This is a genomic window from Dyella sp. 01L423, from assembly GCF_056399945.1.
The window spans coordinates 300,537-320,661 of record NZ_JBFTSI010000001.1 but is presented as its reverse complement, the minus strand read 5'-3'; the positions used below and the strand labels follow the sequence as shown (position 1 = coordinate 320,661).

20 protein-coding genes and 1 riboswitch are annotated in these 20,125 nt (G+C 64.5%); of the genes, 3 read left to right on the top strand and 17 right to left on the bottom strand.

Annotated features, from left to right (window positions below; translation table 11 throughout):
- Positions 1–139: 139 nt before the first annotated feature.
- From hemP to AC1DMY_RS01375, 3 genes are all read right to left on the bottom strand, one after another.
- Entirely contained in the window at positions 140–361 is a 222-nt protein-coding gene (gene hemP / locus AC1DMY_RS01385) for a hemin uptake protein HemP (protein ID WP_477163257.1), read from the bottom strand.
- A gap of 81 nt (positions 362–442) precedes the next feature.
- A complete protein-coding gene (gene bla, locus AC1DMY_RS01380) occupies positions 443–1,309 on the bottom strand; it encodes a subclass B3 metallo-beta-lactamase (protein WP_477163256.1) in 867 nt (288 codons plus the stop codon).
- Between the two features lie 213 nt (positions 1,310–1,522).
- Positions 1,523–2,491: a potassium channel beta subunit family protein gene (locus tag AC1DMY_RS01375; protein ID WP_477163255.1), complete on the bottom strand. Its 969-nt coding sequence runs from the start codon at positions 2,489–2,491 to the stop codon at positions 1,523–1,525.
- Between the two features lie 146 nt (positions 2,492–2,637).
- On the opposite strand from AC1DMY_RS01375, the gene ahr reads away from it, so the two are divergent.
- The gene (gene ahr / locus AC1DMY_RS01370) at positions 2,638–3,645 is read left to right on the top strand and encodes an NADPH-dependent aldehyde reductase Ahr (RefSeq protein WP_477163254.1); all 1,008 of its coding nucleotides are present in this window, start codon (positions 2,638–2,640) and stop codon (positions 3,643–3,645) included.
- A 60-nt stretch (positions 3,646–3,705) separates the two neighbouring features.
- Here ahr and AC1DMY_RS01365 read toward each other — a convergent pair whose 3' ends face one another.
- The 14 genes from AC1DMY_RS01365 to glyA form a co-directional block, all read right to left on the bottom strand.
- On the bottom strand, positions 3,706–4,281 hold the full coding sequence (locus tag AC1DMY_RS01365; RefSeq protein WP_477163253.1) for a hypothetical protein: 576 nt from the start codon (positions 4,279–4,281) through the stop codon (positions 3,706–3,708).
- Between the two features lie 36 nt (positions 4,282–4,317).
- A complete protein-coding gene (locus tag AC1DMY_RS01360) occupies positions 4,318–5,472 on the bottom strand; it encodes an acyltransferase family protein (protein WP_477163252.1) in 1,155 nt (384 codons plus the stop codon).
- Between the two features lie 872 nt (positions 5,473–6,344).
- Entirely contained in the window at positions 6,345–6,845 is a 501-nt protein-coding gene (locus AC1DMY_RS01355; protein ID WP_477163251.1) for a phosphatidylglycerophosphatase A family protein, read from the bottom strand.
- On the bottom strand, positions 6,842–7,819 hold the full coding sequence (gene thiL / locus AC1DMY_RS01350) for a thiamine-phosphate kinase (protein WP_477163250.1): 978 nt from the start codon (positions 7,817–7,819) through the stop codon (positions 6,842–6,844). Before thiL ends, AC1DMY_RS01355 begins: the two co-directional genes overlap by 4 nt.
- Positions 7,820–7,859: 40 nt before the next feature.
- Positions 7,860–8,399, bottom strand: a complete 540-nt coding sequence (locus tag AC1DMY_RS01345; protein WP_477163249.1) for a GNAT family N-acetyltransferase — start codon at positions 8,397–8,399, stop codon at positions 7,860–7,862.
- Entirely contained in the window at positions 8,399–8,845 is a 447-nt protein-coding gene (gene nusB, locus AC1DMY_RS01340) for a transcription antitermination factor NusB (protein WP_046970674.1), read from the bottom strand. Before nusB ends, AC1DMY_RS01345 begins: the two co-directional genes overlap by 1 nt.
- Positions 8,845–9,306, bottom strand: coding sequence for a 6,7-dimethyl-8-ribityllumazine synthase (gene ribH, locus AC1DMY_RS01335; RefSeq protein WP_046970675.1), 462 nt, complete (start codon positions 9,304–9,306; stop codon positions 8,845–8,847). Before ribH ends, nusB begins: the two co-directional genes overlap by 1 nt.
- 40 nt (positions 9,307–9,346) lie before the next feature.
- Positions 9,347–10,318, bottom strand: a complete 972-nt coding sequence (gene ldcA / locus AC1DMY_RS01330) for a muramoyltetrapeptide carboxypeptidase (protein WP_477163248.1) — start codon at positions 10,316–10,318, stop codon at positions 9,347–9,349.
- 173 nt (positions 10,319–10,491) lie between these two features.
- The gene (gene ribBA / locus AC1DMY_RS01325) at positions 10,492–11,583 is read right to left on the bottom strand and encodes a bifunctional 3,4-dihydroxy-2-butanone-4-phosphate synthase/GTP cyclohydrolase II (RefSeq protein WP_477163247.1); all 1,092 of its coding nucleotides are present in this window, start codon (positions 11,581–11,583) and stop codon (positions 10,492–10,494) included.
- Positions 11,584–11,735: 152 nt separating this feature from the next.
- Complete coding sequence (locus AC1DMY_RS01320; protein ID WP_477163246.1) at positions 11,736–12,377, bottom strand: riboflavin synthase; 642 nt, start codon at positions 12,375–12,377, stop codon at positions 11,736–11,738.
- A 130-nt stretch (positions 12,378–12,507) separates the two neighbouring features.
- A riboswitch (FMN riboswitch) is annotated at positions 12,508–12,676 on the bottom strand.
- Positions 12,677–12,802: 126 nt separating this feature from the next.
- Positions 12,803–13,819, bottom strand: a complete 1,017-nt coding sequence (locus AC1DMY_RS01315) for a Gfo/Idh/MocA family protein (protein WP_477163245.1) — start codon at positions 13,817–13,819, stop codon at positions 12,803–12,805.
- A 67-nt stretch (positions 13,820–13,886) separates the two neighbouring features.
- Positions 13,887–14,951, bottom strand: a complete 1,065-nt coding sequence (ribD, locus tag AC1DMY_RS01310; protein ID WP_477164171.1) for a bifunctional diaminohydroxyphosphoribosylaminopyrimidine deaminase/5-amino-6-(5-phosphoribosylamino)uracil reductase RibD — start codon at positions 14,949–14,951, stop codon at positions 13,887–13,889.
- A 1,222-nt stretch (positions 14,952–16,173) separates the two neighbouring features.
- Positions 16,174–16,692, bottom strand: a complete 519-nt coding sequence (gene nrdR / locus AC1DMY_RS01305; RefSeq protein ID WP_441605626.1) for a transcriptional regulator NrdR — start codon at positions 16,690–16,692, stop codon at positions 16,174–16,176.
- Positions 16,693–16,784: 92 nt separating this feature from the next.
- Complete coding sequence (gene glyA, locus AC1DMY_RS01300) at positions 16,785–18,038, bottom strand: serine hydroxymethyltransferase (protein WP_477163244.1); 1,254 nt, start codon at positions 18,036–18,038, stop codon at positions 16,785–16,787.
- Positions 18,039–18,181: 143 nt separating this feature from the next.
- Between glyA and AC1DMY_RS01295 the strand changes: the two genes are divergently transcribed.
- Positions 18,182–19,273: an alpha/beta hydrolase family protein gene (locus AC1DMY_RS01295; protein WP_477163243.1), complete on the top strand. Its 1,092-nt coding sequence runs from the start codon at positions 18,182–18,184 to the stop codon at positions 19,271–19,273.
- Between the two features lies 1 nt (position 19,274).
- Positions 19,275–19,880 carry a TetR/AcrR family transcriptional regulator gene (locus AC1DMY_RS01290; RefSeq protein WP_477163242.1) on the top strand — a complete coding sequence of 202 codons (606 nt, stop codon included), beginning with the start codon at positions 19,275–19,277 and terminating at the stop codon, positions 19,878–19,880.
- Positions 19,881–20,125 lie beyond the last annotated feature (245 nt).

Sequence of the window (20,125 nt, the reverse complement as noted above, 5' to 3'; positions counted from 1 at the left end):
GGGAGAACCGCGTGGCTAATGGTCTTGGAGAGGTGTCCCGGCGCCATGACCGGTTGAAGGCGTCCTTGCCCATGAAGCTCCCTCGGGGGGACGGCATGCCCGCCGCCGGCCCGCGCCGAAGCGTGGGCCGAGGCGAACCTCACTTGGTGAGAATCAACTTGTCGTTGCGGGTCAGGCGCAGGTGGTACTCGTTGCCCTGGTGCTGGATCACCAGTTCACGCTCGCCCTTGAGCAGCATCTGGCTGGAGACACGGCGCGTGGCGGCGTCCGGCGAGGGCGCCGATGGCTTCAGGCTGAGCAGGCGGAACGGGCGCGCCAGGGCGTCGGCACCCTGGGGGAGGGACAAAACCGTCGTGGTCATGGTGGAGCTCCGCAGGAGAGTGGTGGCACGTCAGATGATAATAATTCTCATTACCGTGTCAACACCCTGTTTTACGTAGCTCTATTTCCCTACGCGTTCCTTGGCCAGCCTGTCATCCAGGCTGCGAGTTCCCATCTGCGCGTAGACCTTACAGGCGGCGGGGTCCACCACGGGATCGGACGACCCGGCGCTGCGGCGACCCGCCTTCTCGAGGAAATCGATCTGATCGGGATGCGGCACCATCAGGATGTCGCAGGGCAAGCTGGCGATCACGGCCAGGCCGCGCCGGTAGTTGCTCACGCGCTCCGGATGGGCCGGATCGCTGTAGCGGAAACTGCCGGCCGTCAGCGCGCTGATGCTATCGGCGTAAACCATGTTGAGGCAGCGCTTGCCCTCGCACGACTGCCACGTCCAGGTGGTGCTGCCGGGCGTGTGCCCAGGCGTGTAGTGGGCGGTCACCGCCACGTCGCCCACTCGGACCACGCCATTGTCCGCAACGACCTCCACCGAACTCACCGGCGGATACGCGGGCGCGTCGCCAAATTGCGGGTCCTCGGGATAGCGGCCGCCCAGCTTTAGCTCCTTCGCACCCACTTCGCTGGCCATCACGCGCGCACCGCTGTCGTGCGCGATCGCGGCGATGCCGCCGGCATGATCCGAATGCGCGTGCGAATTGAGGATGCGCTTCACATCACGAAGTTGAAAGCCCAACGCCTTGATGTTTGCTTCTACTAACGCCGCGTTCTGCGGCAACGTGCCATCGAGTAGCACCAGGCCATCGGATGATGCGATGAGGATGGCGGTGAGCCCGTGCGTGCCGACGTAGTAGGTGTTGCCGTAGATGCGAAACGGCTGCTGCGGCTGCGACCAGGCGGCCTTCTCGGCGTGCGCGATGGTCACTGCGGCGAGCGCCAGGCATGCGCCTAACGCGATGCGGGAAAGTTTCATGGACCAACATCCGTGATGGAAAGTCGGGGCAGCATGTCGCGCCTTTGCGAATGCGCCGGGCCGCGCGCGGGCGACTCGGAGGCCAGTTGTGGCAAACCGCGGGCAATGGACATTCGCTGTGTGTGGGAGCGCACCCTGTGCGCGACAAACCAACGGAGCGATACACCCAAGCGTGGCGGTCGCGCACAGGGTGCGCTCCCACAGAAAATCACGTCACGCCACCGCTGCCGCAACGCGCTTCAACACATCCCCATCCAACTTCGGCAACAACGCCAACGCTCCAAGATTCTGCTCCAACTGCTCGAGCTTGCTCGCACCCAGCATCACCGTTGAAACATGCGGGTTGGCCAGGCACCAGGCAATCGCAAGCTGCGCCATGGAGACTCCCAGTTCATCGGCAATCGGCGCCAGGCGTCGCACCTTCTCAAGTCGCGAACCATCGTTCTCCAGCACCGCTTCGCGCAGCCACTCATAGCCGGGCTGCGCAAGACGCGATTCGGATGGCACGCCATGGTTGTACTTACCGCTCAACAGACCCGAGGCCAGCGGCGACCAGATCGTGGTGCCCATGCCGTAAGTGTCGTACAGCGGCGCGTATTCCTGCTCCACGCGCTCGCGATGCAACAGGTTGTACTGCGGCTGTTCCATGGTCGGCGCGAACATGTGGTTGTCGCGCGCCGCCCGATGGGCTTCGATGATGGCCTCCGCCGGCCATTCGCTGGTGCCCCAATAGAGCACCTTGCCCTGGCGCACCAGCGTATCCATCGCCGCCACGGTTTCGACAATCGGCGTGTCTGGATCGGGGCGATGGCAGAAGTAAAGATCGAGATGCTCGACGCGCAAACGTTGCAGCGCCTGATGGCAGGCCTCGATCACGTGCTTGCGCGAAAGCCCGCGTTGCGTGGGCAGCGGATTGTCGACCGCACCGAAATAAACCTTGCTCGACACGCAATAACTGTCGCGCGGAAAGCGCAGATCGGCGAGCACGTCGCCCATCAGTGTCTCGGCGACGCCGTGGTTGTAGACCTCGGCGTTGTCGAAAAAATTGATGCCGTGATCGTGGGCCATCGCGAGCAGATCGCGCGCCAGCGAACGCCCCACTTGCGTGCCGAAGGTGACCCACGCGCCGAAGGAAAGCGCAGAAAGCTGCAGGCCGGATGAGCCAAGGCGACGGTATTGCATGGGAGCGCTCCGCTTGTGGGGGATGGAACAGCATGCCAACAGCGCGCGTCATTCGTCCATCGTTGCGCTTTACACGTGGCACCGACACGGTGCGCCCTAGACTGCGCGTTTCGCCATACGCCACCCTCCCCGATCGGAGCAACGCCATGTCAACGATGCAAGGCTGGGCTGTCCAGGAAGCGGGCAAGCCGCTGGTGCTTACCGAGTTCGATCTCGGCCCGCTGGGCGCCGAAGAAGTGGAAGTGGCGGTGGATTATTGCGGCGTCTGCCACTCCGATCTTTCGATGATCAGCAACGAGTGGGGCATGTCGCGGTTTCCCTTCGTACCCGGTCATGAGGTGGTCGGGCGCATCACGGCCCTTGGCGCCCAGGCCAAAGGGCTCAAGGTCGGCCAGCGCGTGGGCATCGGCTGGACCGCAGGCAGTTGCATGCATTGCCATCAATGCCTGTCGGGGCACCACAATCTGTGTCCCGAAGTGCAGCCGACCATCGGCGGCCATCACGGCGGCTTTGCCGACAAGGTGCGCGCCCATTGGGCCTGGGCCATTCCTCTGCCCGATGGCATCGACCTGCCGAGCGCGGGTCCGCTGTTGTGTGGCGGCATCACGGTGCTTAAGCCGTTTCTGGCTTACAACATCAGCCCGACCGCCCGCGTGGGCGTGGTGGGTATCGGCGGCCTGGGGCATATGGCGGTGAAGTTTGCCCGCGCCTGGGGTTGCGAGGTCACCGCCTTCACCTCCAACGCGTCGAAGGCGGACGAGGCGCGCAGCTTCGGTGCGCACAACGTCGTTTCCAGTCGCGACGCCAACGCCATTGCAGGCATCGCCGGCTCACTGGACCTGCTGCTGGTGACGGTGAATGTCTCGCTGGACTGGGCGGCGCTGCTCGGCACATTGGCGCCGCGCGGTCGCATGCATGTGGTGGGCGGCGTGCTTGAGCCCATTCCCGTCTCGGCGTTCGCGTTGATCCTGACGGAGCGGGAGGTTTCCGGCTCACCCACCGGTGCACCGGTGGATATCGCTACCCTGCTCGACTACGCCACGCGCCATGACATCCGCCCACAGGTGGAAATGTTCCCCATGTCGGACGTGAATGCCGCGCTCAAGCACCTCGAGGAGGGCAAGGCGCGCTATCGCATCGTGCTCCAGGCCTAGGCGCCAGAAGCAGCATCGACGGTCGCCCGACCCGGCGACCGTCGATGAGAAACGCTGCGCTTACGGCAGCGTATGGACGTCTACACGGTTCTCGATGCCCTGGTCGGCCTCGGGACGCCACAGCGTGCTCTTGAGCGGATCGCCCAGGCCCCATGCCTTCAACTCGGTGATCAGCGCCTCTTTGTCGCCGTCCTTGCGGACGTAGAAATCCAGGTGACGGAAATCGTCGCAGGCGGTATCGCAGTGGTAGCTGGAAAAGCCCAGCGCCTCGATCTGGCCGTACTCGTTGAGGATCACCGCAGCCGCACTGCCGCCGCACTCACGCGCCGGGCAGGCCGTGAACAGGAACCGCTTGTCGGCCAGCACCTGCACCGACGGCGATGAGCCGCCCAGCGCCGACAAGGCCTGCTCGCTCACCGAGCGACTGCCGCGGAAATAGTTGACCTTGCTGTCGCCGGCGAAATGCCCCAGCGCCGTCACGAAGCCGCTTGCCCGCGAGAGCTGGTTGGCGTTCGCGCAGGTCGACGGGTCAATCGTTCGGCAAGGGCCCGCCGGCGCCGCGGTGGCGGCAAACACGGAACAAGGCACGACCGACAACAACAGCATGAAACACACAATGCGCATGAGCTTGCACATGACACCCTCCCCTTAGAGTGAATCCCCTAACCCACATCAGGCCGCATCCGTTCCGGCTCCGGCAATCACGCCAGACGCGTGCGCTGCAGCCGGCGCCTGATGTAAAACCCGCATCCGCAGTTTCAGGAATGGGCGCTCCACCCCGTAGTGAAGCAACGCTCCGACCCCCAACACCGCTGACGCATAAGCTGCAAAAGTCAGCAGGCCATGACCGTCCAGCTTTTCCCCCGCCGCGGATTCCACCAGATGGAACACCGCCTTGTGCGACAGATACAGGCTATAGGACACCGCCGCCAACCAGCCAGCACCCGGTACGCGCAGGCGCGCAAGCACGCCCGACGTTTGAGCGCCGGCCAACACCAGCAACCCCAGGCCGAAGGAAAGCAACGGATACCCCACCACGGTGGGAATGAAGCCGGTCCGATCGCGGAACAACATGATCGCACCGCCGACTACCGCTACCCCTGCGAGCAGAAAGCCGTTGGCATGGCGTCCCCATCGGGACCAGAGGATGGGCCTGTAGACCCTGGCCGTAGCCAGCATCACGCCCATCAAAAGGCCGTCCAGACGGGACCACGTGGGATAGTAAATGCGCTCCAGGAAGGTTTTTCCATAGGAATTTTGGTCAAGACCGGTCAACGGCGCCAGTTCCCAGGCCCACATCACACCCCGCACTGCCATCCCCGCCAGCACCACCGCCATGCATACCAGCACGAACCGACGCACGGACGGACGCCGCGCCAGCCACCATGCCAGTAGCGGGAACAGCAGGTAGAAATGCTCCTCCACGCACAACGACCATACGTGCGAGAAGGCCAGGTGATCCTTGGCATCGATCAGCAGGTTCACCGTAAAGGTAAGGAACTGCCACAGCGGCTGCAGCTCCCCCTGCTCGCGCACGGACGGCCAAATGAAGTACGCCGCCACCACCACGAGGTACGCCGGAAGGATGCGAAAGGCGCGGCGCTGGTAGAAATCCGCGAACGAGAATCCCCGCCCCTCCGCCAGCGGCTTGAGCACCTGCGAGCCGATCAGAAAGCCGCTGAGGACGAAGAACAGGTCCACGCCCATCCAGCCGTTCTTCTCGATCCCGCCAAAGTGCCCCCAGCCATCGATGATGTACGAGTGGAAGATCATCACCCACACGATCGCTATCGCGCGCAGCAGGTCCAGACCTGGCAATCGATTCACGTCCTATCCCCTTGGCATCCCTGCGGCATCCGACGCGTACACATCGAACGGAATCGCGACCGCAAAATATATCGCGGTGCGCAGGCGGGGCGGTGTTGGGTTTGTGGCAAAAGCGGGGCTTGGCCCGATTCAGCTGCCGCATGGAAGCACCTCCGTAAAGATGCCAATGCCCCGACCCTCAGCCCAGCGCCCACCTAGTCATGTGGGAGCGCACCCTGTGCGCGACAAACCTACGGGGCGATACACCCCAGCGCCGCGGTCGCGCACAAGGTGCGCTCCTACAAGGGGTACGCAGGCCTGTACCGATCGGCTCTTTGTGGGAGCGCACCCTGTGCGCGACAACCCTACGGAGCCGTACACCGCGGCGTGGCTGTCGCGCACAGGGTGCGCTCCCACAGACAAGCAGGCGCGGCAGACGGAAGAAGGGATGTCTAAAGCCGATGCGCAGCGAGGCTCGGCTTTAAGTCCTCAGCGATTCGGGCGCGTTGCGCAGCGCTTGGCAGTACCCGCTGTGTACCCTCGGAGGTTGTCCCATAACGACGCGCCTCGAACGTTCGGGCTTATCCCAACACAATGCTGCGGGCGTCATCAGGCCATTTTCTTTGGGTTACTTTCGACGCGAAGCTAGTCCCGTGGGATCTTTTGGGCCAGCAAAAGAAAAGTGACTCGAGCGGCGGCAGCCGTTCGAAACGCCCGCCGCGTAGGCGGCACGCTGGCCTTATGGCGACGATCGCAGCGTAAAGTCACTGGATGACCAGCCTTCGGCTGTTGAAAGGCGCCTCCTGCCTTCGCAGGAATGACGGTCAAAAGCTGGATGACCAGCCATTCGGCGGTCGAAGAACTCCTCCGACCTGCGGCGGGATGACGAGCGGTCAGCGCAGCGCCGCCATCACACAGGCGAGCACAACAGCCGCAAACACCCCCGCCACCACATCATCCACCATTACCCCCACCCCACCCTTCAGCCGACGATCCAACCAGCCAATCGGCCAAGGCTTCCACACATCAAACAACCGAAACAACGCAAACCCGAGCACCACGCTCCACCACGGCCCCATCACCGCCGGAATCAGCGCAATCCACAACCCGACAAACTCATCCCACACGATGCTGCGATGATCGTCGACACCGATCAGGCGCCCCGCCACCCCGCAGGCCCACACGCCGATGACGAAGCCCACCGTAATCGCAAACACATAGAGCTGCACCGGCAAACTGCGCAGCAACAGCCACGGCAGCAACGCCGCCAGTGAGCCGAACGTGCCCTGCGCCACTGGCGCGAGGCCCGAGCCAAACCCACAGGCCAGCCAGCCCGCCGGCGTAGCGAGCAGTACACGTCGTTGTTCCGGGGTGAGGATCGTCTTGTCGCTCATGCGAAATGGTCCCAGCCGCGTTGCGAGGGTTCCAGCCATTGTCCCTGGGCGTCGCGCACGCGCACGCCGGCGCCTTCGATTATGCGCCCGATCCGCGTGGCGCCGCAGCCAAGGCGTGCCAGATCGGTCTGCACATCGGCCACCAGCGCCGGTGGCACGGTGAAACACAGTTCGTAATCGTCGCCACCTGCCAGCGCGAAGTCGCGCACGGCCAGGTCGTCGAAGCTGGCCATCAGCATCGGCGAGCACGGCAGGAGCGGCGCTTCGATTTCTGCGCCCACGGCGCTTTCCTCGCAGATATGTCCAAGGTCGGCCAGCAAGCCATCGGAGATATCGATGCAGGCGCTCGCCCGGTCGCGCAAGGCCAGGCCAACCGACAGGCGTGGCGTGGGCCGATGCAGTCGTTCGATCAGATAGGCCGCGCGCCCATCGCCCTCATCCACACGCGCGCCGCGCTGTAGCAGATGCAAACCAGCAGCGGCGTCACCCAGCGTGCCGGTAACCAGCACCACGTCGCCTGCGCGCGCGCCTGCACGCGTCAGCGCTTTACCGGGCGGGACGAAGCCATGCACGGCAACGCTGATGGTCAAGGCGCCACGCGTGGTGTCGCCACCGATCAGGGCCAGCCGATGCGGCTGCGCCAACTGGGCAAACCCTTCGGCGTAGCCATCAATGAAGGCGCTCAGCTGCTCTGCGGGTTGCGTCGGCAGGGTCAGCGCCAGCAAAGCCCATGCAGGGCTCGCGCCCATGGCAGCGAGATCGGAAAGATTCACCGCGAGCGATTTCCATCCGATATCCGCCGCCGCCGTGCCATGCGGGAAATGCACGCCTTCGACCATGGTGTCGATCGCGATGGCAAGCTCCTGCCCTGCCGGTGGCGCGACCACGGCAGCATCGTCGCCGATGCCGAGCTTCACGTCTTCGCGGCCTTGCGCGGTGCGTTCGCGGATGCGGTCGATCAGTCGGAATTCCATGGCTTGCGACCTGCGCTGATCAGTCGGTCCAGCCAGAAAGTCAGCGGCTGAAGACCAGGGTGGGAGCGTCGTGATAGGTGGATTCCTGCCACAACTTGAAACCCGCCTTCTCCGCCACGCGGATCGAAGGCAGGTTGTCCGGCGAGATGATGCACACCTGCCGGCGATCGGCGAAGCTCCTCTCGCCCCAGGCAATGGCGGCGGCGACGGCTTCGCTCGCATAGCCTTTGCCTTGCGCGTGCGGCGCCAGCGCCCAGCCGAATTCGAGCATGTCCTGGAGCGATGGCTCCATCTCGCGCCTGACGTCGGCAAACCCGACGTCGCCGATGAAGCGACCCGTGGCTTTCTCTTCGACAGCCCAGTAGCCGTAACCAAGCGTGTGCCACAGCCCGATGTACTGCAAAAAGCGCCGCCAGACTTCTTCGGCGCCGAAGGGACGCCCGCCGATAAAGCGGGTCACCTCAGGGTCGGACCACAAGGCCACTCGTTCGGCATGATCGTCAACGCGGTGCGCACGCAGTCGCAGGCGCGCCGTCTCGATCACGGGAATCACGGACGAACGCTCTGCGGCCCCGTCCATCAGTGACGCTTCTCCGTGGTGCGCAGCACGCCGGCGAGCTTGTCGAGCACGCCGTTGACGTAGCTGTGGCCGTGATCCGCGCCGAAGCGCTTGGTCACTTCAATCGCCTCGTTGATGATCACGCGGTACGGCACGTCGGGGCGGTACTTGAGTTCATAGGTGGCCAGGCGCAGGGCGGCGCGCTCGATCGGGTCGATCTGCTCCACGTCGCGGTCCACGTAAGGCTTGATCGCCTCGTCGATGGTTTTGACGTTGCGCTCGACACCGTTGAGCAGATCCTCGAAATACTCGAGATCCGCCACTTCCATGTCCTGCTCGTGGCGGAACTGCTCGATCACGGCATTCATGCGGCTGCCGCCGATCTGCCAGGCGTACAGCGCCTGCAGCGCACGGCGACGGGCGCGCGAGCGTGCAGCCAGATCGATGCCTTCGGGGCGAGAGTTCATCACAGCTTTCCGTACAGATTGACCATCTCGAGCGCGGCCAGGGCGGCATCGGCGCCCTTGTTGCCGGCCTTGGTGCCGGAACGCTCGATGGCTTGTTCGATGGTGTCGGTGGTCAGCACGCCAAACGCCACCGGCACACCGGAGGCATAGGCCGCCTGGGCCAGGCCCTTGGCGCATTCGCCGGCGACGAAGTCGAAATGCGGCGTGGAACCGCGGATCACCGCGCCCAGCGCGATCACCGCGGCGTACTTGCCGGAGCTTGCGACCTTGTTGGCGGCCAGCGCGATTTCCCAGGCGCCCGGCACGCGGATCAGCTCGATCGCGTCGTCCTTCACGCCATGGCGCACCAGCACGTCACGTGCGCCGGCCACCAGCGGCTCGACGACAAAGCCGTTGAAACGGCCGGCGACGATGGCAAAACGGCCCTTGGGCGTGGCGAAATCGCCTTCGATGGTCTTCATGGGGTATGCGTTTCCTGGGTTCCGGGCCCGGAGGGGCCGTCTATTTTACGGGATGCAAGGGCGGCGTGCCCGGATCGGGGCGGGAAACCGTCCCCGCGAGGGTCGGATGGCCGTGAAAGCTCAGGCTGGCCTGGCCTGCCGCCACCGTCAGGCGGGCCGGCACGCCGAATGGGAGGGTGAACTTGTCCGGCTCATGGCCAAACGGCAGGTCGCGGACGATGGGAATCCGCGCCACCCGGGCCAGTTGCTCGAACGCGGCATCGGTGTCGTAGCCGTTGTCGTAGGTATGCGGGCGGCACTGCGTGAAATGGCCCAGGACCAGGGCGCGCTGGCGATCCAGCACCCCGGCGAGCTGCAACTGGTACAGCAGCCGCTCGAGGCGGAACGGCGGCTCGCCGATGTCCTCCACGAACAGGATGCCGTCATCAATCACCGGGAAATATGGTGTACCCAGCAGGCTGCACAGCATGGCCAGGTTGCCGCCCCAGAGCGGGCCTTCGACATCCAGCTCGGCGGTGCTGGAGGTGGTCCAACTGGCAGTGGCTTGCGGCTCGCCCACGGCGCGCCAGAAGTGTTCCCACATCAGGGCGTTGAGCTCGGGCGCACCAAAATCGGGACCCAGCATGGGGCCACCGAAGGTGACCAGGCCGCTCTTGGCGTACAGCGCCATCTGGATGGCGGTGAAATCGCTGTGACCGACCAGCAAAGTGTTCGAACCGGCCAACCGTTCGCGCAACGCGTCGTAGTGCAGGTGTTCGAGCAGGCGGGTGGCGCCGTAGCCGCCGCGGATGGAGAGTGCGACATCCGGCAGCTGTTGCATCGTCGCCAGCGTGTTGAGGTCCGCCGCGCGTGAGGCATCGGGGCCGGCAAAACGATGTTCGACGCGATCGAGCACGTCCAAACCATCCACGGTGCAACCGGCTGCCTGCAGACGCGCGATGCCGCGCGCCATGGCGTCGCGGTCGTGCGGATAGCCGGAAGGTGCGATGAGGCGGATGGTCGGAGAGGTCATGGCGGAGGTGCGTGATGAAAACCTGAGTATGCCGGTAGCGATATGGCGCGGAAGTGGCGAGGTGGAGCAAAACCTACTGTGGGAGCGCACCCTGTGCGCGACAACCTGACGGAGCGGAACGACGCAACTCGCCAGTCGCGCACAGGGTGCGCTCCCACAGGGTCGCGGTCGGGTTAGACGTACTCGGTCACTTCCAGCCCGAAGCCACCCAGCCCCACCATCTTGCGCGGCGTACCCAGCACGCGTAGCTGGCGGATGCCCAGGTCCGCGAGGATCTGCGCGCCCAGGCCGAGCTGTCGCCATTCCTGCTGCTGCGCTTCTTCCGGCGCCTGCGCCGAGGGCTGGCGATTGAGGCGACGCAGCAAGGCGTCGGCGGTGTCTTCGCCCGACAGCACGAGCAGCGCGCCGCGGCCATCATCGGCAATGCGGCGCAAGGCCGAGGTCACCGTCAGGCCCAGGTCGTCGCGATGCAGATGCAGCACGTCCGACAGCGTGTTGCGCACGTGCACCCGGGTGAGCACGGGCTCGCCATCGTCCACGGGGCCACGCACCAGGGCGAAATGCAGGCCGTGGCGAATGGCATCGCGATAAGCCACCAGCTTGAACGCACCGAATTCGGTATCGACGTCGCCCTCGTAGACGCGCTGTACGGTCTTCTCGGTTTCCAGGCGATAGCGGATCAGGTCGGCGATGGAGCCGATCTTCAGGCCATGCTTCTTCGCGAAGATTTCCAGCTCCGGACGGCGTGCCATCGAGCCGTCTTCATGCAGGATTTCGATCAAGACCGCCGAGGGCTCAAGCCCTGCCAGCGCGGCCAGATCGCAGCCAGCCTCCGTATGACCCGCACGCGTCAACACGCCGCCCGGCTGCGCCGTCAGCGGGAAGATATGACCCGGCTGGGACAGATCCTGCGGCTTGGCATCGGACTTCACGGCAACCTGGATGGTGCGCGCGCGATCGTGCGCGGAAATGCCGGTGGTGACGCCTTCGGCCGCCTCGATCGAGACAGTGAAGTTGGTCTGATACGGCGAGGTGTTGTCCACCACCATCGGCCGCAGACCCAGCTGGCGTGTGCGCTGCTCGGTCAGCGTGAGGCACACCAGGCCGCGCGCCTCGCGCACCATGAAGTTGATGTCCTCCGGCCGCACCATCTGCGCGGCCATGATGAGGTCGCCTTCGTTCTCGCGATCTTCATCGTCGAGGATCACGACCATGCGGCCGGCGCGGATGTCTTCGAGGATTTCGGGGATGGTGTTGAAGCTCATGGGGTGGTTCCAATGGAAAGCTGTTGTTGTTTTGCTCGTCATCCCAGCGAGGCGCTCTTCAACAGCTGAAGAGCTGGTCAAGCTGGAATCCAGCGACTTTGTTGCGCAGATCAGGAGGCACTGGATCCCAGCTTTCGCTGGGATGACGAGCCTTAAGCAAAACCGTTCTGCTTGAGAAACGCTTCATCGATCCTCGGCGCATCGCCACTGGCGATCAGCCGCTCGATGTAACGCGCTACCACGTCCACTTCGAGATTCACCGCATCGCCCGCGCGACGCGCGTTGAACGCCGTGTGTTCCACCGTATGCGGAATAAGGTTGACCCCGAAGCGATGGCCGTTTACCTCGTTCACGGTAAGGCTAGTGCCGTCGATGCAGATCGAGCCCTTGGCGGCGATATAGCGCGACAGCGATGCAGGCGCCTCGAAAACCCAGCGAAGTGAGCGGCCATCGGGCGTGATCGACACCACCTTGCCCACGCCATCGACATGACCGGACACCAGATGGCCGCCCAGACGATCGGCCAGGCGCAGAGCCTTTTCCAGATTCACCGGATCGCCCGCGCGATGCTTGCCAAGCGTCGTGAGCGACAGCGTTTCGTTGGAGACGTCCGCGCTGAAACCGCGCGACTCCAGCGTCACCGCGGTCAGGCATACGCCGGACACAGCGATGCTGTCGCCCAGTTGCACATCGGAGAGGTCGAGATCGGCCGTGTCGACGTATAGGCGTACGTCGCCGCCGCGTGGTTCCAGCCGCGCGATGCGGCCCAGGCTCTGGATGATGCCGGTGAACATCAGCGCACCTCCGGAACGGAGGCGGCGAAGGACTGGCAACGATGCTTGGACATGAAACGTTTCCCGCGTCAAAAGTGCGAAAAACGCCCCAAGGCGTCAGGCAGGTGCACGCCCGCGAAGGCATGCGCCATACCGTCTTCTCTCATCCGGACTTTCTGGCCGCCATCGCTGGCTGCCAACCGTCGGCTCCGGCATTGGACCGGATCTGCTGACCTTCCGATGACCTGGAAGCGCTCGCGGGCTCGTGCCCTACGGCACCTACCGCCGGTGGGGAATCGCACCCCGCCCTGAAGACGTCGTTTGTAGTTTGCCGGCGAACCGGCTGGCGCAGTTTAACACCATCCCGGGGAACGGCCGCCGCTGCAGCGTCCGCACCGGGGAACAATGTGTCGCCTGGGAGTGAGTGCCGTCCGCGGGCCGCAAGGTTACGGATTCACGATCTGACCGTTTTCCTGGCGATAGTCGCGCAGCACCTGGTCCATCACCCAGCTGGTACGCGCGCCGCTTTCGGCGGTGGACGGACAGGCGCCCTTCTGCCCAGTCAGTTCCGCCACGATGGTTTCGATCAGTGGCTGCTGGATGTGCAAGGGATTGGCCACGCGGTAGTCGTGCGAGCCTTCCATGTTTTCCACGTGGATCGGCCCGTCGCCGAAGGTGGCGAAGGCCATACGGCCCTTGTCGCCGATCACTTCGATCTGGTCGTGGCGCTTGAAGCTGTCGAAATTCCACAGGCCGGTGCCAAGCATGCCGTTGCCGAACTGGAACGACATGGCGACGCCGTCTTCGACCGGATACGCGCCCAACTGATTGCTCGCCTGCCCGCTCACCGAAACGATGGGGCCGAACAGCCAGTCGAGGATATCGAGCGTGTGGCAGCCCAGATCCATGAACACACCGCCGCCGGAAATCTCCGGACGCACATGCCAGGGCAGATTGCTCGGGTCCTGATAGCGCGGATGATGCGGTTCGTACAGCACCGTATTGACGATGCGCGGCTTGCCGATCGCCAGCTGACCGAAGATCAGCTCACGCACTTTCTGGAAACGCGGCAGGCTGCGGCGGTAATAGGCAACGAACACCGGCACCTTCGCCTGCTGTCCCGCATGGATGATGGCTTCGCACTCGGCATGATCCATCGCCATCGGTTTTTCGATGTAGACGGGCTTGCCGGCGGCGATGCTCATCAAGGCGTATTGCTTGTGCGTCGATGGCGGTGTGGCGACGTAGACGGCGTTGACGTCGGCATCGTCGATCAGCTTGGCCGCATCGTCGTACCAGCGCGGCACGCCATGGCGCTCGGCATAGTCGCGGGCCTTTTCGCCATCGCGGCGCATGACCGCTATCAAGGCGGAGTTCGGCGTCTTGCTGAAACCCGGACCGCTCTTCACCTCGGTGACGTTGCCGCAACCGATGATGCCCCAACGTATCGCTGCCTTCGTCATGTGTGCTTGAACTCCCGCTTGCGGCATGGCCGGTGATAGCCATCAAACTCGAACGTGAATCCGTCGCTCACGCAACGGGACGCAGCAGCAACCGCATGTCCTCGCCCAGCACGCGCCGATCAAGCGTGCGCAGTTTCCAGCGTGACGCCATATCGGTCAGCGACGGCAATCCCAACAGCGCTTGTGCGTTGTCGCCGAGCAACACAGGTGCGATGTACAGCAATAGTTCGTCGACAAGTCCCGCAGCGAACAACGAGCCGCACAGATTGGGGCCGGCTTCGACGTGGACTTCGCTGATATGGCGACGCGCGAGCTCGCCCATCACGGCATGCAGATCCATCGCACCGCCCTGCTCCGCCACCACCGCCAGCTCGGTCGCCTGGAAGCGCGGATCGACCGGCGCGTATTGTTCGTTGTGCATCACCAAGGTCGGCATCGAGCCGTCGAGCACGTGGCTGTTCGACGGGGTCCGCAGGCGATTGTCGAGCACTACGCGCCACGGAGACGTAAATGCCTCGCCTTCAGGCAGGCGCAGGGTGAGTCGCGGGTTATCCGCCAGCACGGTGCCCGATCCGGTGAGTATCGCCGAGCTGCGGGCACGCCAGCGCTGCACGTCTGCGCGCGCCGCTTCGCCGGTGATCCACTTCGATTCGCCATTGGCCAGTGCCGTGCGGCCATCCAGGCTCATGGCGAGCTTCACGCGCACCCAGGGGCGTCCGCGTTCGATGCGGCTGAAAAAACCGATGTTGAGTTCGCGAGCCGGCTCACGCATCAGGCCGGTTGCCACCGTGATGCCTGCATCGCGCAGCTTGCCGATGCCGCGGCCGGCGACCTGGGGAAAGGGATCTTCTGCGGCGATGACCACGCGCGATACACCGGCAGCGATCAGCGCGTCCGCGCACGGCGGCGTGCGGCCATGATGGGCGCAGGGCTCCAGCGTGACGTACGCCGTCGCGCCACGCGCTTGCTCACCCGCCTCGCGCAACGCGTGCACCTCGGCATGAGGCTCACCCGCCCGCACGTGATAACCCGTCCCCACCACCTGCTCGCCATGTGCAATGACACAGCCGACGCGAGGATTGGGATGGGTGGTGTAGAGACCCCGCTCGGCGAGACGCAAGGCGTGCGCCATGTGCAGGTGGTCGATGGCGGTGAATGGGGAGGCCATGCGGGGTCGCTTCGCGGTGCAGTGGGGGGAGTTTAGGTGAAGTGGTGGGGGATCTTGTGACTCTGGGATTTTCTTTGGGGATTTGGCCCCGGCAGTCGAATGACAGGTCATCCAGAAATTCGGTGTTTCCTTGTCGCCTTGAGGCCAGGGTGCCGCCTGCGCGGCGGGCGTTTCGAACGGCTGCCGCCGCTCGAGTCACTTTTCTTTTGCTGGCCCACGCATGCGCAGGAGCGCATGCGAACGGCGAAGCCGGCCCGAAGGGCGGAGGGCAGGATGCCCGGAGTAAGAGAAAAGTACCCAAAGAGAATGGCCTGATAACGCCCGCAGCGTGGTGTTGGGATAAGCCCGAACGCTCGAGGCGCGTCGTTGTGGGACAACCTCCGAGGGTACACAGCGGGTAGTTCAAAGCGCTCCGCAACGCGGCCGAATCGCTGAGGACTTAAAGCGGGGCCTCGCTCCATCCCCTGCCGCGCCCGCTTGTCTGTGGGAGCGCACCCTGTGCGCGACAGCCACGCTGGGGTGTTCCGCTCCGTAGGTTTGTCGCGCACAGGGTGCGCTCCCACAAAGAGCGATCGCGAGATTGAATTGGCGCTACAGCGTGCGAAACCCTTGTAGGAGCGCACCTTGTGCGCGACCGCAGCGCTGGGGGGTACCGCTCCGTAGGTGATCGCGCACGGGGTGCGCTCCTACAAGGGAGGTCCGGCAGCGCCGGGCCTGCGCTTGATCTTGATCTGGTTCTGCGCCCCCGGGGCCCCGTATGACGCGGCGGGCGGGTGGAGGAAAGCCCGCAGGGTGGCCGCAGGGACGCGGCCAGCTTTTCGACAGGACAGGGATGTCCTGTCGAAAAACCCCGGAGCCCGTCCGCGCACCTGGAGGGCCGAAGGCCCGGAAGGCGCGTCATCCGGGGGGCCTTATTCTTTTGGTTACTTTTTTTTGGGCAAGCAAAGAAAAGTAACTCGGCCTTCCCAAAGAGGGGACTAGCTTCGCGTCGCCGGCAGGAGGTCGGAAGCCCGCGGCAGGCGAGCCAGGTCGCGACGACGCGACAACCGAGCGCACAGTCACTGGATCCCGGCCTGCGCCGGGATGACGAGCTGAGAGTCAGGAGCAAAGAGATAAGAGCTAGGAGCTAGGAGCGAAAACCTAGAAGCGAAAACCTGGAAGCATCATGACTCCCAATGGAGTCCCTTCAGGACTTCTTCCTGCGCGCCACCTGCTCACCCAGCAGCGACAACTGCAACGCCTCGAGCTCCGGCAAATCGCGCTCCAACTTCTCGATTTCCTCGCGAAACGCCTGCACATCCTCAAACTTCCGATAGACGGAAGCAAAGCGCACATACGCCACTTGATCGAGCTTCTTCAGCTCACGCATCACCAGCTCACCGACCTGCCGCGAAGGCACTTCACGTTCGCCACACCGGCGCAGGTCGTTGATGATTTCGCGCACGGCGGTGTCTACCGAATCGGTAGGCACGGGGCGTTTCTGCAGGGCGCGTTCGAAGCTCACGCGCAGCTTGTGTTCGTCGAACGGCTCGCGGCGTTCGCCGCTCTTCACGATGGAAGGAAGCTTGAGCTCGGCTGTTTCGAAGGTATTGAAGCGTTCACTGCATTTGGGACACTCGCGACGACGGCGCACGGTGGCGCCGTCTTCGGCGAGGCGCGAGTCGATCACGCGAGTGTCTTCGTGCTGGCAGTAAGGGCAATGCATAGGTTCATCGATTCCTGGAAGGGAGGAAGAAACGAGAAAAGGCGCCCCTGCTCACTTCTCGTTTCTTATCGGCCCTCATCCTTCGTGACGGCTCAGCCGTAGACAGGGAACTTGTGGCACTGCGCCGTGACCTTGTCGCGCACCTTGGCAATGACGGCGTCATCGTTCGGCGCATCGAGCACGTCGCAAATCCACTGCGTGAGTTCGACCACATCCGCTTCCAGATAGCCGCGGGTGGTGACGGCCGGCGTACCCACACGCAGGCCCGAGGTCACGAACGGCTTGCGCGGGTCGTTCGGCACGGCGTTCTTGTTGACCGTGATGTGCGCCTTGCCCAGCGCTTCTTCGGCGTCCTTGCCAGTCACGTCGCGACCGATCAAGTCGACCAGCATCAGATGGTTTTCGGTACCGCCGGAAACGATCTTGTAGCCGCGCTCGATAAAGGTCTTGGCCATCGCCTTGGCGTTCTTCACCACCTGGGTCTGGTAGGTCTTGAACTCCGGCTCCAGCGCTTCCTTGAAGGCCACCGCCTTGGCGGCGATCACGTGCATCAGCGGACCGCCCTGGATGCCCGGGAACACGATCGACTGCAGCTTCTTTTCGATCTCTTCGCCAGCGTCCTTCGCCACGATGATGCCGCCGCGCGGACCGCGCAGCGTCTTGTGCGTGGTGGAGGTGACGACGTGCGCATGCGGCAGCGGGTTCGGATAGACGCCCGCGGCGACCAGACCGGCAACGTGCGCCATGTCCACGAACAGATAGGCACCGATCTTGTCGGCGATGGCGCGGAAGCGCGCCCAGTCCATCACCTGCGAATAGGCACTGAAGCCGGCCACGATCATCTTCGGCTTGTGCTCGAGAGCGAGGCGCTCGACTTCGTCGTAGTCAACCAAGCCCTGCTCGTTCACGCCGTACTGCACGGCATGGAACAGCTTGCCCGAAACGTTCACCTTGGCGCCGTGCGTGAGATGGCCACCGTGCGCCAGCGACATGCCGAGAATGGTGTCGCCCGGATTGAGCAGCGCCAGGTACACGGCCTGGTTGGCCTGCGAACCCGAATGCGGCTGCACATTGGCGTAGTTGGCGCCGAACAGCTGCTTCAGGCGATCGATGGCGAGGCGTTCAGCCACGTCCACGTATTCGCAGCCGCCGTAGTAGCGCTTGCCCGGGTAACCCTCGGCGTACTTGTTGGTGAGCACGCTGCCCTGCGCTTCCATCACGCGGGGGCTGGCGTAGTTCTCCGAAGCGATCAGTTCGACGTGGTCCTCCTGACGGCGGGCTTCGTCGGCCATAGCCTGGGCCAGTTCGTTGTCGTAACCGGCGATCGTCTCGTGCTTCGGGAACATCCTGACCTCGTGGGGGTGGCAAGCAGGGCTAGAACGCGAAATTGTAGCCGTGATGTGCTATTGCGGCCACCTTGGGGTCACTTGCGGTCTAGTTGCGTACATCGTACCGTACGCTGCACGCAATCCAGCCTACGGACCTCGCCATGCCGATCCAGCCGTCCCGCGCCCCGGTATACCCGCTGCGCAAGCTCGCCGCGTTCGCCCTGATCTTTCTGCTGCTGCCGCTGGCCGCCCTGGCGTCCGACATCGCCGGCGTGGGCATCACCGCCATCCAGATCCCCGACCCGGTCAGCGGCAAGCCGACCGAAGGCTATGTCTTCTATCCCTCGTCGCAGCCGACGCATGGCACCACGGCGATCGGGCCCTACGATGTCGCGGCCACGCCGGACGCGCCTGCCATCCCCGGCGCCAAGCCGCTGGTGATCCTTTCCCACGGCAATGGCGGCAGCAACCTGGGCCATCACGACCTGGCCGCTTACCTCGCCAGCCACGGCTTCGTGGTCGCCACGCTCAATCACCTGGGCGACTACTTTCGCGATACCAGCCAGGTCGGCCATATCGAAGTGCTGGCCGGGCGGCCGGTGCAGGTGAAGTCCGCCATCACCACCCTGCTCGCTGATCCGCGCTGGAAGCCCCTGATCGATCCCAGCCGCATCGGCGTGGCCGGCTTCTCCGCGGGCGGGTACACGGCCTTGATGCTGGCCGGCGCCCAGCCGCGCTTCGTTCGCTTCGTGGCCTTCTGCCAGCGCTATCCGAACGATAAGGATGTCTGCGGCCACGCCGCGGAGTTCAAGGCCGCTGCCGCCAAACAAGGCAAGACCATGGAGCAGGTGCTCGAGGACATGCAGGGCCAGCTGGGCAAGTACGGCGATACTGCCGATCCGCGGGTGAAGGCCGCTTTTGCGATGGCCCCGATGAGCCTGATCTTCGACGAGCACAGCTTCGACCAGGTGCATATTCCGGTCTTTCTCTACTACGGCCAGAACGACAAGGTGCTGCCGCCCGAGGCCAACGCCAGGCATATCCAGCCGCTGATCAAGACGCTGGCGGGGGTGAAGGTCGTGCCGCACGCCGATCACTGGGTGTTCCTGCCGCCCTGCTCCGCTGAGCTGGCCAAGGAGATCGCGCCGATGTGCGCCGATCCGGTCGGCGTGGACCGCGTCAAGGTGCATGAGCAGGTCAATGCCGATGCGCTGGCCTTCTTCCGCAAGACCTTGGACGTAAAGGCACCCTGACGTGCCCAAGGCGCTGAGCGAGCAGGAAACCGAGGCCTTCCGCGCACGCCTGTGCGAGGCGGCGGCGAAGATCTACGTGGAAGAAGGCCCGGCCGCGGTCACCATGCGGCGCCTGGCCGGCGAGCTGGGCGTGGGCACGATGACGCCGTATCGCTACTTCGACAACAAGGAAGAAATCATCACCGCCGTGCGGGCGCGCGGCCTGAACCGTTTTTCCGAGGCACTGGAACGCGCACTGGCATCGCCCGGCGACGGCCGCACCCGCAGCCGCGCCGTGCGCGACGCCTATATCGCCTTTGCCCGCGAGAACACCGCCACCTACCGGCTGATGTTCGAGTACCCCGAGACGCGGCGGGACGATCCCGGCTATCGCCAGGCGCATGAGCGCATGTGGGGCACCATTGCCGCGCATGTGGACGTCATGATTGCCGAGGGAACCATTGCAGCAGACGCCGATGCCCCCATCATCGGCCACCAGATCTGGGCCTCACTGCATGGCGCGGTCATGCTGGAGATCGCAGGCATGCTGCCCCCGGGCTACGACGCGGCCTCATTGCACACGCGCACGGTCAGCGCGGTGTTTGACGCTGCCAAACCAGTGCACTGAAGACTTCTGTGGGAGCGCACCCTGTGCGCGACACCTACGGAGCGGTACACCCGGCGTGGCCGTCGCGCACAGGGTGCGCTCCCACAGGTGTGCGGTTGCCTGGCGCTGCCCCTGCCCCCGGCCGGACCCAAAGGGAGCAGCGGAGCCGTCACCGAGACGCCCTCTAAACCCGCTATAATGAGTGGTTTACACCCACTCTGATCGCACTGCCTGCCCTCTCGGCCGGCTGGGTGCACGTCGCCGGA

Coding starts and splice junctions, on each gene's coding strand:
- hemP (WP_477163257.1), bottom strand. CDS start 361: ATGACCACGACGGTTTTGTCCCTCCCCCAGGGTGCCGACGCCCTGGCG.
- bla (WP_477163256.1), bottom strand. CDS start 1,309: ATGAAACTTTCCCGCATCGCGTTAGGCGCATGCCTGGCGCTCGCCGCA.
- AC1DMY_RS01375 (WP_477163255.1), bottom strand. CDS start 2,491: ATGCAATACCGTCGCCTTGGCTCATCCGGCCTGCAGCTTTCTGCGCTT.
- ahr (WP_477163254.1), top strand. CDS start 2,638: ATGTCAACGATGCAAGGCTGGGCTGTCCAGGAAGCGGGCAAGCCGCTG.
- AC1DMY_RS01365 (WP_477163253.1), bottom strand. CDS start 4,281: ATGTGCAAGCTCATGCGCATTGTGTGTTTCATGCTGTTGTTGTCGGTC.
- AC1DMY_RS01355 (WP_477163251.1), bottom strand. CDS start 6,845: ATGAGCGACAAGACGATCCTCACCCCGGAACAACGACGTGTACTGCTC.
- thiL (WP_477163250.1), bottom strand. CDS start 7,819: ATGGAATTCCGACTGATCGACCGCATCCGCGAACGCACCGCGCAAGGC.
- AC1DMY_RS01345 (WP_477163249.1), bottom strand. CDS start 8,399: ATGGACGGGGCCGCAGAGCGTTCGTCCGTGATTCCCGTGATCGAGACG.
- nusB (WP_046970674.1), bottom strand. CDS start 8,845: ATGAACTCTCGCCCCGAAGGCATCGATCTGGCTGCACGCTCGCGCGCC.
- ribH (WP_046970675.1), bottom strand. CDS start 9,306: ATGAAGACCATCGAAGGCGATTTCGCCACGCCCAAGGGCCGTTTTGCC.
- ldcA (WP_477163248.1), bottom strand. CDS start 10,318: ATGACCTCTCCGACCATCCGCCTCATCGCACCTTCCGGCTATCCGCAC.
- ribBA (WP_477163247.1), bottom strand. CDS start 11,583: ATGAGCTTCAACACCATCCCCGAAATCCTCGAAGACATCCGCGCCGGC.
- AC1DMY_RS01320 (WP_477163246.1), bottom strand. CDS start 12,377: ATGTTCACCGGCATCATCCAGAGCCTGGGCCGCATCGCGCGGCTGGAA.
- AC1DMY_RS01315 (WP_477163245.1), bottom strand. CDS start 13,819: ATGACGAAGGCAGCGATACGTTGGGGCATCATCGGTTGCGGCAACGTC.
- ribD (WP_477164171.1), bottom strand. CDS start 14,951: ATGGCGCACGCCTTGCGTCTCGCCGAGCGGGGTCTCTACACCACCCAT.
- nrdR (WP_441605626.1), bottom strand. CDS start 16,692: ATGCATTGCCCTTACTGCCAGCACGAAGACACTCGCGTGATCGACTCG.
- glyA (WP_477163244.1), bottom strand. CDS start 18,038: ATGTTCCCGAAGCACGAGACGATCGCCGGTTACGACAACGAACTGGCC.
- AC1DMY_RS01295 (WP_477163243.1), top strand. CDS start 18,182: ATGCCGATCCAGCCGTCCCGCGCCCCGGTATACCCGCTGCGCAAGCTC.